6 protein-coding genes are annotated in these 15,489 nt (G+C 66.5%); 4 read left to right on the top strand and 2 right to left on the bottom strand.

From position 1 onward, the window contains the following. Positions 1-115: 115 nt before the first annotated feature. From AB0I14_RS01930 to AB0I14_RS01945, 4 genes are read left to right on the top strand one after another with little or no spacing between them, the layout of a single operon-like run. Positions 116-9,616, top strand: coding sequence for a BTAD domain-containing putative transcriptional regulator (locus tag AB0I14_RS01930; RefSeq protein WP_358016700.1), 9,501 nt, complete (start codon positions 116-118; stop codon positions 9,614-9,616). 22 nt (positions 9,617-9,638) lie between these two features. Beyond that, positions 9,639-10,568 (top strand): LLM class F420-dependent oxidoreductase, encoded by a 930-nt coding sequence (locus tag AB0I14_RS01935; RefSeq protein ID WP_358015064.1) that lies wholly within the window; start codon positions 9,639-9,641, stop codon positions 10,566-10,568. Positions 10,569-10,607: 39 nt separating this feature from the next. Next, positions 10,608-11,084, top strand: a complete 477-nt coding sequence (locus AB0I14_RS01940) for a hypothetical protein (RefSeq protein WP_358015066.1) — start codon at positions 10,608-10,610, stop codon at positions 11,082-11,084. Positions 11,085-11,105: 21 nt separating this feature from the next. Next, positions 11,106-11,567 (top strand): hypothetical protein, encoded by a 462-nt coding sequence (locus AB0I14_RS01945; protein WP_358015069.1) that lies wholly within the window; start codon positions 11,106-11,108, stop codon positions 11,565-11,567. Positions 11,568-12,031: 464 nt separating this feature from the next. Here AB0I14_RS01945 and AB0I14_RS01950 read toward each other — a convergent pair whose 3' ends face one another. Continuing rightward, the gene (locus AB0I14_RS01950) at positions 12,032-13,927 is read right to left on the bottom strand and encodes an Hsp70 family protein (protein ID WP_358015072.1); all 1,896 of its coding nucleotides are present in this window, start codon (positions 13,925-13,927) and stop codon (positions 12,032-12,034) included. A gap of 53 nt (positions 13,928-13,980) precedes the next feature. Continuing rightward, positions 13,981-15,474 carry a dynamin-like GTPase family protein gene (locus AB0I14_RS01955; protein ID WP_358015075.1) on the bottom strand — a complete coding sequence of 498 codons (1,494 nt, stop codon included), beginning with the start codon at positions 15,472-15,474 and terminating at the stop codon, positions 13,981-13,983. Between the last annotated feature and the right edge of the window lie 15 nt (positions 15,475-15,489).

Genomic DNA, 15,489 nt, shown 5'->3' on the forward strand with positions numbered 1-15,489 from the left:
GTCGTCCCCAGCTTTACTGGTTCTTGACCGGGCGCTGAATCGCCCCACCGACGATCAATGCGTGAGTACGCTTTCATCGGTGGAACTGGGGGTTTTGGGACCTCTTCAGGTCCGAATGGACGGTGCGCCCGTCGTAATACCGGGCGCGAAGCCGCGCGCCATTCTCACGATGCTCGGTTTGCACGGCGGTTCGGTGGTACCGGCCGACGTGCTCATGGAATTGCTCTGGGGCGACGATCCGCCACGCACTGCCGCCAAAGCCCTGCAGACCCACATCTCCTCACTGCGTCACGCCCTCGGCGACGGCTTCGTGTTGACCGAGGGGATCGGGTGGCGCCTGAACACGGCCGAGACCGACGCCTCGCGTTATCAGGGACTCGCCAAATCCGGCCGGGACGCATTCGGCGCGGGCGACACCAGCGGTGCTGTGGCCCGGTTCGACGAGGCAGTAACCCTGTGGCGGGGAATCCCGGAACTGCCCGACTGCCGGCGAGGAGCGTCCGAGAAGACCAGGTGGGTCGAAGGCCACGCCGCGCTGGTCGAGGACCGGGCCGATGCGCTCCTGGCGACTGGCCGCGCCGCGGAGATCGTCGGCGACCTCGAGGCCGCCGTCGGCGACGCGCCGCTGCGCGAACGACGTTGGGGCCAGCTGATGCTTGCCCTCTACCGCGCGGGCAGGCAAGGCGAGGCCTTGGGCGCCTTCAAACGCGTGCAAGCGGTACTGGCCAACGAGTTGGGCGTAGACCCGGGGCCGGACCTACGCAGACTCGAAGCGGCGATCGTCGCACAGGATTCCGCCCTGGACGTCCCTGCTGTACAGCAGGTTCCATCGTCAATTCAGGCAGTGACCTTCCTGTTGACCGATATCGAAGGTTCGACCGCCGCGTGGGAAGCAGATGCCGACGCGATGGCCATCGCCCTCGCCCGCCACGACGAGCTCGTCGAGCAGGTCGTCACGTCCCGCGGCGGACGGCTGATCAAGACGCGCGGTGAGGGTGATGCGACGTTCTCGGTCTTCGAACGTCCGTCGGCAGCCGCCGCGGCCGCCCTCGAGCTGCAGGACGCGATACTTCACGAGCCGTGGGCGCTGCAGGCGCCCATGCGAATTCGCGTCGCCCTGCATACCGGCGAGGCAGAGCTCCGGGACGGCGACTACTTCGGCCGGGCGGTCAATCGGGCGGCCCGGTTGCGGTCACTTGCCGCCGGCGGCCAGATCCTGTGCTCGGGTGCGACCGCGGAACTGGTCGTCGACTCATTGCGCGACGACGTTGTCCTTGCCGATCTGGGTATGCGCGAATTGCGCAATCTGGCACGCCCCGAGCATGTCTTCGAGCTTCGCTTCGAGACCGAGGACCGTCCCGAGCCAACCGCAAGTGCCGGGGCCGCCGAGCGGCCTGATCTGCCTGCGGTGCTTGCCGGCCCGGGCCCGTTCGTCGGACGCAGCCACGAGCTGGCACAGCTCTCGGCGTCCTGGCAGGTCGCCCTCGACGGCGGCGCCCGCGCGGCACTGATCGCCGGCGAACCAGGAGTCGGCAAGACACGTCTGGCCGGCGAGTGGTCGCGGCTGGCCTACGCACAAGGCGCGGTGGTGCTTTACGGCCGGTCCGACGAGGACCTCGGTGCGCCGTACCAGCCGTTCGCGGAAGCCCTGCGCGCGCTCGTGCCCTGTGTGGGCACAGGCCACCTGCGTGGCATGCGGGGCATTGAAGCATTGCTCCCGCTGGTTCCCGGGTTGATCGATGTCCTCCCCGATCTCGCCGCGCCGCCCCGCGCCGACCCGGACACCGAACGCTACGCACTGTTCGACGCAGTCGTGGCAATGCTGGGCGTCGCCTCGGCCGATGTGCCCATCGTCCTCGTACTGGACGACCTGCACTGGGCGGCCAAGCCGACATTGCTGCTGCTGCGCCATCTCCTGCGCTTCGGCGAGCACGCCCGGGTTCAGGTCGTCGGCACGTACCGCAGCACCGACCTCGACCGTTCCCACCCACTGGCGGCGATGCTCGCCGACCTTCATCGCGACGGCAGCGCCGACCGCATTGCTCTCACCGGCCTCGATGAGGCCGACGTGAGCACGTATGTCGCCCAGGCCGGATACGACGACGAGGAACTGGCCCGCGCGCTGTCTGCGGTCACCGGTGGCAATCCGTTCTTCCTCATCGAGGCCCTGCGCCACGTGGAGGAAAGCGGTGGCCACTGGGACCCTGGCACCCTCCCGCAGGGCGTCCGGGAAGCCGTGAGCCGCAGACTGTCCCGGCTTCCGGAGGAGACGAACAAGGCATTGGCGGCCGCCGCGGTGGTCGGCAGCCGGTTCGCCCTCGAGCTGGTCGAGAAGGTGGTCGATCAAGATCTGGTCGACGCATTCGACGGGGCACGCCAGGCCGGCATCGTGATCGAAGAGCCCGGTGGCCAGTACCGGTTCAACCATGCGATCGTCCGCCAGTCGCTGTTGGCCGAGCTGGCGTCGGTGCGGCGCATGCGCCTGCACCAGCGCATCGCGACGACGCTGGAGGGCGAAACCGGTGCCGATGATGAACTGCTGGGCGACCTGGCACACCATTACTTCGAATGTGCCTGGGCGGGAAACGCTCTCAAAGCGGTCGAGTACTGTCGGCGCGCCGCCGACCAGGCGATGGCCCGACTGGCCTACGAAGGTGCCGCCGACCTGTACGACCACGCCCTGCACGCGTTGGAAGAGCTTGACGACGAGCTACCCGACCTCGACGACCAGCGAGTTGAACTACTGGTCGCCCGCTGTGAGGCGCTGCTGGCCGCGGGCGATGTGACATCGGCGGCGGGCGCCGTCTCGCAATTGCAGGCGGGCACGCGTGATTCGGCCCGCCTGGCGGCATGGGCGACATGCTTTGACGGGCAACTCTCGATGCTCGTCGATCCCGAACGCCTGGACGAGATCGAATCCGCGGTGGGCACGGCGGCCTCGGTGCTGGCCGAATTGGATGACGCCGCAGGGGAAGCGAAGGCCCACACTGTTCGAGCCGGCTGTCTGGCACGCCTCGGGCGTATCGGCGACTGTGAAGTCGCGTTGGACAACGCCCTCACCGCAGCGCGACGCGCAGGCGAGCATCGCAGGGTGAACGCGGTTCTGGCGGGAGCTCCACTGGCAGCGTTGTGGGGACCCAACCCCGTTCCGCGCGCAGGAGGGCGGTGCCTGGACGTGGTTCGGCTACTGCGGATCACGACTGATTCGCCCGCGGTCGAGGCGACCTCGACGCGGTGCCAGGCTGTCCTCGAGGCGTTTCGCGGACGCGCCGCCGCGGCCCGGCGGATGATCGACTCCGCCAGACGCACCGTCAACGAGCTGGGCTTGCGGCACGCGCTGCTTGAGGTAGAGCACTTCGCGGGCATCGTCGAGTTGGTCGTCGACGATCCCGCTGCGGCCGAGCCACATCTGCGGCTGGCCTACAACGGCTTTCGTCGCATGCGCCTGGATGCCGACGCCGCGGAGATCGCTGCACTGTTGGCTCGTGCGTGCCTCTTGCTCGACCGCGACAGCGAAGCCGAAGAATTGTGCGGGGAAAGTGAGCGGCTCGCCGGCCACGCATTGAGGGCGTCGATCGCCTGGCGCACGGTTCGGGCACAGCTGCTGGCGCGTGGCGGCTCCTACGACGAGGCACAGCGGGTGGCCGAGGAAGCCGTCGCCCTTGCGGAGCGCACCGATGCGTTGGTCGACCATGGCGATGCGTGCCTGGCACTGGCGACTGTGTTGGCGACTGCTGGCGATGCCGCCCGGGCGAGAGCCGCCGCCGAACGAGCTGTCGAGCTGTACGAGCGGAAAGGGGCTGTGGCGCTTGCGGAAAAGGCGCGAGGTCTTGTCGGCGAGCGGGATCTCCCGACCCCGCCAGCTGACCCCGAAGTGCCGGTTGCCGAGTTCGACAATGCGTGCGTGCGGGCGATCCGCCGGCTGAGTTCCGCTGTCGACCGGCAGGCCTGGGCCGAGTACGAGGAGATGCTGGCGTCCAACGTCACCGTCGAGAGTCACCGGAAGATCGTCGGCTTTCCCCGCGCAGTCTTCTCGTCGACGGAATGGACACAGCAGGTGGCGCACCTCCCGGGCATCGGCGCGGTACGGCACGACATTACGTTTGTCGCAACGAGAGGCGACCGCCTGGCTCTCTCCCGGCTGGTGATCGCCACTGCTGATCAAAGCCCAGGAGCGCCAGAGGAAGAGTGGCTCCAGCTTCAAGGGCTCGACGAAGAAGGTCGAATCGAACTGGCCATGTGGTTCGACCTAGAAGACATCGACGCCGCGATCGCCGAATTGGACTCCCTACAAGCGCGATTCGAAGCGCCGGTCGAGATGCGCACGGCAGCCGTCGAAGCGTACGAACGTGCTGCGGCGGCGATCGATGCCGGGACGTGGGACGAATTTGAGCTGATGTTTGCTCCCGAAGGCTTTATCGAGAGTCGGCGGAAGCTCGTCGGTTTCAAGCGGACAGAATTCTCACCACACGACGTGATGCACCAGACCAGGTGCGATCTCGAGAACGGGATCATGCGGGCGAACCATGCCATTGTCGCCGCACGAGGAGAGCGGTTCGCCCTCGCACGGGTGAGCATAGGAACTGCCGATGAAAGCCCCGGCGCGCCGCAGGACGAACTTCTCCAGGTGTACGGCATCGATGAGGCCGGCCGAATCGCGTTGCAAATCTGGTTCGACGTCGACGACATCGACGCCGCTATGGCCGAACTCGACGCGCAGCAGGCGCGGTTCGAGCAAGAGCATCCGCGAGCGCACCTGGAGAACGCAGCGAGTAGAGCCGACGACCGGTTAGTCGCTTTCCTCGGCAACGATCGCTTGGATGAGATCGGCACGCTATTCACCGATGATGCCCAGCTTGATGACAGGCGGCAAGGTGTTCGCTGTCAGAGCAACGGCCGCGCGATGGTGGTCGACTGCATTCGTGCAATTCCGACGTTGGGTGCCACCACCGCGAAATCTACGCTCGCCTTGAGGGGTGATCGCCTGTGTCTCAACCAGATTCGGTTCGAGGATCGCGCAACTCAACCCGCCGCGTTCTGCGTTGACGCGGTGGAGGTCACCGAGGTCGACACTCACGGGTTGATGCTTGCCAAGGTCGTGTTCGACCTCGACGATTTCGAGTCGGCCATCGAGGAGCTCGACACCCGATACCTCGCCGGTGAAGCGGCCCCGTATACCCAACCGTGGTCGGCGGTGGCATGCGCTTTCGCCGCAGTGGTTCGGCACGAATTTCCCTCGACAACAACAGGCTTCAAGGACATCGACCATCGAGCGCTCACAGCGATGGGGGCAGGTGACCTCAAGTCGTACCTCCGTGTCGCGTTCGCCGAGATGGCTGACAATAACTTCTACGTCGAAACTGTTCATCGTCTGACCGAATTGGGCGCGGTCGTCACTCACATGGCCAAAGGGGCAACACGGGAAGACTTCAACGTTGAGTGGCGGGTAGTCGACATCCTGCTGACCGACGGTGGGCTGTTGAGCCGCTGCGAGATGTTCGATCCGTCAGACCTCGACGCCGCATTGACCCGATTCGATGAACTCAGCCATCGTGCGTCGCGACTGGAGAACGCAGCAAGCCGAGCCGACGATCAATTGATCGCGCTATTTGGTGGTGACCGCCTCGACGAGATCGGTGCGCTGTTTACCGAGGACACCCGGCTTGACGACAGGCGGCAAGGTTTTCGCTGCGAGAGCACTGATCGCGAGACAGCGGTCGCCAATATTCGTGCAATCGCCGCGTTCGGAGCCACTGTCACGAAGTCGACTCTCGCCCTGCGAGGCGATCGCCTCTGCCTCAGCCGCATTCGGTTCGAGAATCCCGCCACCTTTTGTGTCGAAGCGCTAGAGATCACCGAGGTCGACACCCAAGGGTTGATGGTTGCCAAGGTTGATTTCGATGCCGACGATATCGACGCTGCATTCGACGAACTCGACGCGAGATACCTTGCCGGAGAGGCCGCACCGCATGCGCAAACATGGTCCGCAATCGTGCGGGCGTATGCAGGGTTCAACCGTCGCGAGCTCGCTGCGACGACGCCTGACTGGGTGAACGTGGACCACCGGCGCGGAGCAGCTTTCGCATCCGGTGACATGATCGCGTACATCCAAGCCGCATGGGTCGACTCGCCGGACACTCGAATCCATATTGCGGCGGTGCACCGTCTGAGCGACCTCGGGGCGGTCGTCACCCATGTTGCGCAAGGGATCTCACACGATGGATTCGAGGCCGAGTGGCGAGACACCCACGTCCTGATGACCGACGGCGATATGGTCTGCCGTTCTGAGTTGTTCGACGAGGCGGACCTCGCTGGTGCGCTGGCGAAGTTCGACGAACTCAGCCGGCCGGCACGGCGGCTGGAAAACGCGGCAAGTCAAGCGACCGATCGCTTCGCAGAGCGATTTGCCGCCCGCGACTGGGACGCGATGGGGAAAGCGGTGACCGACGACATCAGCTTCGACGACCGCCGCCGGGTGATCAGCGCCGGCCTGCAAACCGGCCGGAATTCCTTTATCGAAAACTTCCAGATAGCGGCTGATCTCGGTGCTACTCAATCGCCAAACGCCGTAGCGACCCGTGGGGAACGCGTCGTCCTCGCTCGAGCCCGATTCGCGCTCGGGAGTGGGGCACCCGAGGAGTTCGGCCTCGAACTCCTGCACGTGATCAAGGTCGACGCCGACAACAGGATTGCAGCGACGGTCACCTTCGACCACAACGATTTCGACGCTGCGATCGACCAACTCGACGCTTGGTACCTCGCAGGCGAAGCCGCCGACCACGCCCACACTTGGTCCGTCGTCGCACAGGCTTTTGCCGCAACCAACCGGCGCCAAATGCCCGAGTTCGCACTGGACTTGGCGAGTATCGATCACCGGCGAGCGCGAGGGTTCGCGCCCGGAGAATTGGGCGCATACATACGCGCAACCTGGGACCTCACGCCGGACGTCACCAGCTACCCCGAGTCCGTGCATCAGCTGAGCAACGGTGGAGCCGTCCTCACCCAGGCGGTCAGCGGGACCTCCCGAGGGGGCTTCGACGCCGAATGGCGGGAGATCGTTGTGGTGACTGTCGAGGACGACCTGATCGACCGCATCGAGCTGTTCGACGAGGCCGATCTTGACGCTGCGCTGGCCCGTTTCGAAGAACTGCGCCCGACGCCCGGGCGCCTCCGGAACACTGCAAGCCGCACGTATGAGCGCCTCCAGAAGTGTCTGGCAGAACGTGATCCGGATGCGATGGCAACCATGCTGGCCGACAATTTCTGCGGCGACGACCGTCGTCACGTCGTAAGCTCCGCAGTCCGACATGGTCGGGATGCCGCTCTCGAAGATGCCCGCGCAGTCATCGATCTCAATGCCAGGAACATAGCGACAACGGTCATCGCGACGCGCGGTGAGTGCCTCGCACTCAGGCGCTCCCGATACACGGTCGGCGGGGAACCGGTCGAGGCGTTTCACGTCGACCTCCTCGACATCACCGTCGTGGATACCGACGGGCGGATCGCCGCATTGATCACCTTCGACCCCGACGACATCGACGCCGCGTTCGAGGAACTCGATACCCGCTATCTCTCGGGCGAGGCGGCCGCTCATGCGCACGCCTGGTCGGTCATCGCGAATGCCTACGCCGCCTTCAACAGGCGGGAAACGCCGCCGACAACGCCGGACTGGGTGAACATCGACCACCGACGCGCGAATGCTTTCGCGCCCGGGGATCTCGTCGCGATCACCCGTGCCGCTTGGGACGACGCGCCGAATGTCAGGGCTCATCTCGAAGCAGTACATCGGCTGAGCCCGTTGGGAGCCGTCGTCACCCAGGTGGCGGACGGGACCTCGCAAGACGGCTTCGACGCCGAGTGGCGGCAGGTCCACCTCCTGACAGTCGACTGCGACCTGCTGGCGCGCTGCGAGGTATTCGACGAAGCCGACGTCGATGCCGCGCTTGCCCGCTTCGACGAACTCAGCGCCCGATTCGAGGTGCGCCCGCCTCGGTCGCGGCTCGTGAACGCCGCGACTCAAACCACTGACCGAACGAACACTCTCTTTGCTGATGGCAGATTCGACGAGATCGGCGCGTTGTTCGCCGACCAGCTCTGGGTCGATGACCGGCGACGGGGGCTGCGCCGAGAAAGCACCGACCGCGCAACCGAGGTCGCCAATATTCGCGCTGTTGCCGAGTTGGGCATCGTGAACATCTCGACCACGCCACTCGCCGTGAGAGGTAATCGGCTGTGTCTCAATCACGTAATTCTCCGTGGACGGGAGGCGTTCGGCGCTGAAGCGCTGGTGGTCACCGAAGTGGACGAGGACGAGTCCATCACGACCCTGATCTCGTTCGATCCAGACGATATCGACGCCGCCTTCGAAGAACTCGATACCCGTTATGCCGCAGGCGAGGCGGCCCCGCATGCTCACGCTTGGTCGGTCGTCAAGGCTGCCTATGCCGTGCTCAACCGTCGTGGACATTCCGGAACGCAACCGAACTGGATTGATATCGATTACCTCGATCACCGACGACTCGTCGGGATCATGGCAGATGACCTGGGCCCATCTCTCCGCGCAATTTGGGACATCACGCCAGACGCCACGATCTATGTCGAGGCCGTGAATCAGCTCAGTGATGCCGGGGTCGTAGTAACCCATGCAGCGACTGCGACCTCACGAGACGGGTTCGAGGCCGAATGGCGGGACGTGTGCCTTCTGCTGGTCGACGGCGATGTAGTCAGCCGCGGTGAGCTGTTTGACGAGTCGGACCTCGACGCTGCACTGGCCCGGTTCGACGAGCTCAGCCGCGCCGTTCCCCGACTCGAGAACGCCGCCACTGCGGCGTGGACATGCTTAATCGAGGCATTCAACCGCCATGACGTTGACGGCCTCCTGGCCTGTATTACCGCTGATGGCCGACTGGACGACCGGAGAAAAGGGCTGCGCGCTGTGATGGAGGGCGCGGAGCGGCAGAGGGCGTTCCGCGAGCTGTTCACGGCACCTAGTAGCTGGCAGTTGGAGGTGGAGCCCATCGCCCTCAGGGGGTCTCGGCTGTCGCTGACGCACGAAATAGGCTGCGATACAAGCGATGTCGACCACCCGGTCACGATCGAACTATTGACTGTCGTGGAACTCGGCGAGGGCGACTTGGTGCGCGACACCGCGAGCTTCGACCCCGACGACCTCGACGCCGCCTTCGCCGAACTCGACGCCCGCTACCTTGCCGGTGAAGCCGCCGCTCATGCGCGGACGTGGACAGCAATTACGCAGGCCTACGATGCAGTCAACAAGCGACGGCTGCCGAGCATCAAGCGTGATTTTGTGAGCATCGACCACCGGCGAGCAGTGGCGTTTGCACCCGGTGAAATGACCGCGTTCGTTCAGGCCACCTGGGAGAGCATCCCCGATGTCAGCATTTACATCGAGACCGTCCACCGGCTGAGCAACCTCGGAGTCGTCGTCACCCATACGGCACACGGGACCTCGAACGAGGGCTTCGAGGCCGAATGGCGGGAGGTCAGCCTTGCGGTCGTGGGCGGTGAGATCACCCGCTGCGAACTCTTTGACGAAGCCGACCTCGACGCCGCGCTCGCGAGGTTCGACGAGCTCAGCCAACCGCCGGTCACTTGAGATCGCCGATAGGCTGGCATCCGTGGACTTCCGTGTGTTCGTCGAACCCCAGCAAGGTGCCAGCTACTCCGATCAGCTCGCGGTGGCCCGCGCCGCCGAAGCCCTCGGCTATTCGGCGTTCTTCAGATCCGACCACTACCTGGCGATGAGCGGTGACGGCCTGCCCGGGCCGACCGACTCGTGGGTGACGCTGGCCGGCATCGCACGCGAAACTTCGACGATCCGCCTGGGCACGATGGTCACCTCCGCGACCTTCCGCCATCCCGGACCGTTGGCCATCTCGGTGGCGCAGGTCGACGAGATGAGCGGTGGCCGTGTCGAATTGGGCCTCGGCGCCGGCTGGTTCGAGGCTGAGCACCAGGCCTACGCCATCCCGTTCCCGCCACTGGGCGAACGTTTCGACCGGCTCGAGGAACAACTCCGGATCCTCACCGGATTGTGGAACACGCCTGTTGGCGAGACCTTCGACTTCACCGGCAAGCACTACACCGTCGTCGACTCACCGGCACTGCCCAAGCCCACGCAGTCGCCCGTGCCGATCGTCATCGGCGGTATGGGAGCCAAGCGCACACCGGCACTCGCCGCCGAGTTCGCCTCGGAATTCAACGTGCCGTTCGTGCCGCTGGACATGCTCAAGACCCAGTTCGCGCGGGTGGCCGACGCGGTGGGCACGGCGGGACGAGCCGCGGACTCCCTGACCTACTCGGCGGCCTTCGTACTCTGCGCGGGCCGCGACGAAGCGCAGATCACCAGGCGGGCCGCAGCGATCAACCGCGAGGTGGACGAACTGCGCAGCAATTCCCCGCTGGTCGGCACGACCGCCGAGATCGTCGACAAGCTGGGCCCGTTCCTGGAGGCCGGCGTGCAGCGGGTCTACCTGCAGATGCTGGACCAGTCAGATCTGGATCACCTCGAGCTCTTCGCCGGTGATGTCATCCGTCAGCTGAGCTGACCGAAGCCCGCTCCGAGGTCGGGCATAGTATCGGTGCCCGTGACCGGTGACGACGACGACCAGGGGCAGCCCGAGGCGCCCTGGCATCACTCGACGCCGGCGGTAGCGGGGGCCAGCGCGGCCGCCCTCGCCGTGATCGGCCTGGTGCTGTGGGCGGCGATCTCGCTGACCAGCTCCGGAGGGCCCGAAGACGCCCCCATCGACTTCGTCCCGCCCGCCTATACGTCGACCTCGACGAAGACGACGAAGTCCACCACGACGCGGACCACCACCCAGAGCATCCCGGTGACCACCGAGTTCGGCGGGCCGTCGGACACTTCGACGACGTTGCCCTCGGACACCACGACCACGACGACGTCCGAGACTTCGCCCACGACGACTACGACCACCACCACAACGACGACCACGCCGTCGTACACCCAGCCTGGCTATGGCGAGTATCCGACTACGCACTACCGGCCGCGCACCAACGTGACACGCACGCTGTATCCGCCACCTCCGGCACCTGGCGGCTGATCCCGCCTACCATCGGAGCGCGTGTCGAACTATTACGACGACGACAACGAGCCGACGCAGTACGCGCCCAGCTACGGCGAGTACTCCGAGCCACCCGCGCCGCCCACCCCTGAGCCTGTTCCCTGGTACCGCAAGCCCGCCGCACTGATCGGCATGGGCGCGGTGGGCGCGGTCATCGCGGCGCTGGTCATCTATGCCCTGGTGCAGTTGTTCTCGTCGGACTCCCCCTCGACGACCACAACCACCACGACGACCACACCGACCACCACCACATCAGTCGTCACCTCGGCCCCGGTGGTCCCGGCGCCGACGCACACCGTCACCGAGACGGTCGCACCGACCACCACCGTCGAGGAAACCACCGCCACGACCACTGAAACCACTACGACGACCGAAACCACGACCACCACAACTGCGCCGCCGACAACTACGACGACGGCCCCGCCGACAACGACGACTGCGCCGCCTGCCGGCAATCCCTGACCTGGCTCGGCGCAGTCGGTTATCCACAGGCCCTCGAAATGCTTCTGGTCGCCGTCGCGGCTGTCCACGAGTATCGAGTTGGTGGATGTTGACCATGTGCTTCGCCAACAGGACGGGGTGATCTCGCGACGGCAGGCAGTACGGCGAACGGCTCATCGTCGAGCTCGACGGCCGGGTCTATCACGATTCGGCGACCAGGCGTGATGCGGACTTTGAGCGTGATCTCGACGCCGCCGTCGACGGCCGTTCGACAGTCAGGCTCTCCTACGGGCAGGTCTTCGACCGGCCGTGTCAGACCGCGAGCAAGATCGCTCAAGTGTTGCAGCGGCACGGGATCGCGGCGGCCGGCCACCCGTGTGGGCCGCGGTGCCAGTTCATTCGACTCGATAGCGCCGCATAACCATCAAGGTGGCGGATTGCAGTCACTATCAGGCAGTAATCCGCCACCTAAACAACGCGCAGCGTCAGGGTGACGGCGCCGCTGAAGTGGGCGTGGGCGCTTGCGTCGGCTCAGGTGCACGCGTCGGCTCAGGCGTTGGCTCTGCGGTATGTGTCGGTTGAGGCGTCACAGTCGGCTCAGGAGTCGGAGTCGCAGTCGGCTTCGGAGTCGGGCTGGGCTCCACAGTCGGCTCCGGCGTGGGAGACGGCGTAGGCGAAGGACTGGGAGACGGCGAAGGCACCGGGGGCTTGAATGTCGGGATCGGCAATTGCGGTATCGGCAATTGTGGGATCGGCACGGGTGGAAATGCCAACGGCGGCACCGGGATCGGCGGGATCGCTGCCGGCGGCGGAGGCAGAGGCGCGGGAGCGGCCGGCTGCGGGAGGGGTGCCTGCGGCGCCGGGGCCACCCGCTGCGGGGCGGGAGCAAGTGGTGCGCTCTGACGACTCTGCACCAACCACGGCGCAGCGGCCGGCCGAGGCGCAGAACCTGCCGACGCCGCGGGCCCCGGCCAGGACGGATCACGCACCACCACGGTCCGGGTCGGCGGTGCGGGCGCGGCTTGGGCCAACGGAGACTCGGCCGGAACGGTTTGCGGCGCCATCGACCCGGTCACGGCGGCGTCGAGCCGATCGGCCCGTGCCGACAACACCATGCCGACGGTGCCTACAACGGCCAGGAACACCGCCGCATAGGCCACCACGCCGCCGCGCCGGTACCAGGCAACGCGCGCCGGAGCGGGCGGTAACGGCGGCTCGGAGAACACGAATTCGGGCCGGGCCGAGTCGTCGGCGACCGATTCGGGAATGAACTCGGCGACCTCAGCCACCGAGTCTTCGGCCGACCAGGCCAACGCGGACGCGGCCACCGTGCCGGTCGCCGAAGCAAAAGCAGATGCCGAAGCAGACGCCGAAACAGGAGAGGCACAGGCCACCTGCGTGGCGGTCTCGTCGACCCCGCGTCGGGCCAGCAGTCCGGCTCCGACCGCGGCGATCACCTGAGCTTGCGGCACGGTGGTGACGGGAAGGCGGAATGCCGATGAAAGCCGTTGCGTGACAAGGGGTATCCGCGCACCGCCGCCGACGGTGACCAACGCCGCCAGCTGTGCCGGGTGAATACCGTTGCGGCGCAGCAGGTCCAGCATTGCCTCGATAACCCCACCGAGCGGCTGGTCCATCACCGCGTCCAGCTCGGCACGGGTGAGCCTGATCGCGCTGCCAACTCCGGTCAGGCTGGTCGCACTCTGGTCGCTCAACTGTTCCTTGGCGGTCCGGCACTGATCCCGCAGTCGGGTCAGTGCGGTCACCGCTGCGGTGCCGGCCGGTTCGGCATCGAGATTGTTCAGGACGCCTCGCAGCAATTCCTGGTCGATCAGGTCACCGGAGAACTCGTCGTAGCGGATGGTCCGGCCGATGGTCGCGAATCCCGCGGCAGCGTCGGCCAGGGTCAGGCTGGTGCCGGTCCCGCCGAAATCGCACAGGGCGACGACACCGCGGGCCGGCAGCCCCGGGTACGACTGGATGGCCGTCAACGCCGCGACAGAGTCGGGCGCCACCCGGACGCCGGGCAACGCGGCACGCACTGAATCGAATGCCGCCGAGCTCCAATGCGCGGGCACCGCCAGCACCGTCGTGTCCGGACGATGCGCGGGACTGACCTCACGCGTCAGCGCCTCGACCGCGCCCGCCAACAATTGATCCGCGCGATGCGTCGAGCCGTCGGCGGCGACCAACGGCACCGGGTCACCGACCCGTCCCACGAAGTCGGTGAACACCAGCCCGCCATCGGGCGAAGACGGCACACCGACCACCGGCCCGCGATGCCCGGACACGGCGAGCACCGCCCGCCGCACCAGCGGCGTGTGGTCGGCGATCGCCACCAGATTGGTCGCCCCCACGGACAACCCCAGGCACTCACGCATACCTGTATGTCGACGGAGGGGCTCATTTCGTTAAGTCCCCTGCAATACGAGCTTCAGTACTGCCGCGACGAGTACTCGGCGACCAATGCCTCGGCACTGCGCACCGCGGCCCGGCAGGCCCGCGTAGTGAATGGATCGTTGAGCGGATGGTCGGCACGTCGCCGCCAGCGCTGTGCCGCCGCGAACGCCGAGCGGGGGCCGTCGAACGGCGCGTCGGGTTGTAGCCCGAGCCGGCTGGCCGCGTCGGTTCCCGAGCCGCCGATGATGCGGCGCAGCGACGCCATCTCGTCCTCGTTCAGCGTGGTGGGACGGGAACGCAGCAGGCTGAGCAGCCGCAGCTCCTCGAAGGCGTGCGTGTCGGCGAGCAACGGGTCGATGTCGGCGAGGATGTAGGGGGTCGCGTAGATCGGGTTGTGCTGCACGAACTGCCGCAATGACAGCAGCGCCGTATGCGCCTTGAGCAGCTCCGACCGTTGCGCGAACTGCTGGTCGATCACATCGCGCAAGGCGATCAGGCCGCTGCGTTCCAGCAGTTCGTCGGCCAGGGCGACGGAGTCGGACACGCCCGCGTGCATCACCGCGATCGAGATTCGGATGCCGAACATGCCGAACCGGTCCAGCAGCGCCGCACGTGTAGCCGCGTCCACCGGCAGCGAGCTGTCCTCGCGGACGAAGCGGTCCACCGAGAGCATGGCCTTCGTCAATTGGGCCGGCTCGATGCCGGCGAGCTTCTGAAGCGCGACGAACTCGCTCTGGCGCAGGGTGCGGGCGGTCAGGGCGAGGAGCCCGGATACCGGGACAACGGCCTGACAGATCCCGGTCTTGTCCATCTCTTCGGTGAACCGCTTGGCGACATCCTTCGCCGACATCATCGCGTCGATACGCCCGGCACCGATCTCATCGGCCCGCGAGGCCACCCCGATGACCCCGAGTGCGCCCGAGGCCCCGCCGACGAGCTCACCGATCTGCTTGAGGAGGGCGATGTCGGCGGCGTTGAGGGTGCGCAACAGGAACACCACCGCGTCGACGCGAGGGACGCCGTCGTCGGGGACCAGCAGCCGGTGGGTTCGCTGGGAGACGTCCCGCGACAGCGACGAGGTTCCCGGGGTGTCGATGATCGTGGTGTCGACGAGCTCGGCGGCCGGCCACTCGACGTCGAGGTCCACGACATCCTCGGGGTTCAGCCCGGCGAAGCTGAACGTGAGACCCCGGTCGTGCGGATCCCGCGCGATCGGCACATTGGCACGCCGCCCGCCACGGTGGTTGGCGGTCACCTTGGGGGTGGGCCCGTGCCGGAACCAGGTGACGATGCGGGTCGCCTCGGTGGCGTCGGTGGGCGCAATGTCCTCCCCGACCAGCGCGTTGACGAGCGTCGACTTGCCCGCCTTGAGCGTGCCGGCCAGCGCGATGCGGATCGGCTGGTTGAGCCGGCGGCCGATCCGGTCGAGCTCGTTGTGCACGTCAGGCCGATTGCGGTAGGCCGGGTCCCCCCGGTACGCCTTGATGGTGCCGCCCAGAATCGAGCGCACCTGATCGGCCGTGCTCACGCTGCGGAGTCCAAC

Origin of the sequence: Mycobacterium sp. NPDC050441, from assembly GCF_040655355.1 — a bacterium.
Taxonomy (GTDB): Bacteria; Actinomycetota; Actinomycetes; order Mycobacteriales; family Mycobacteriaceae; genus Mycobacterium.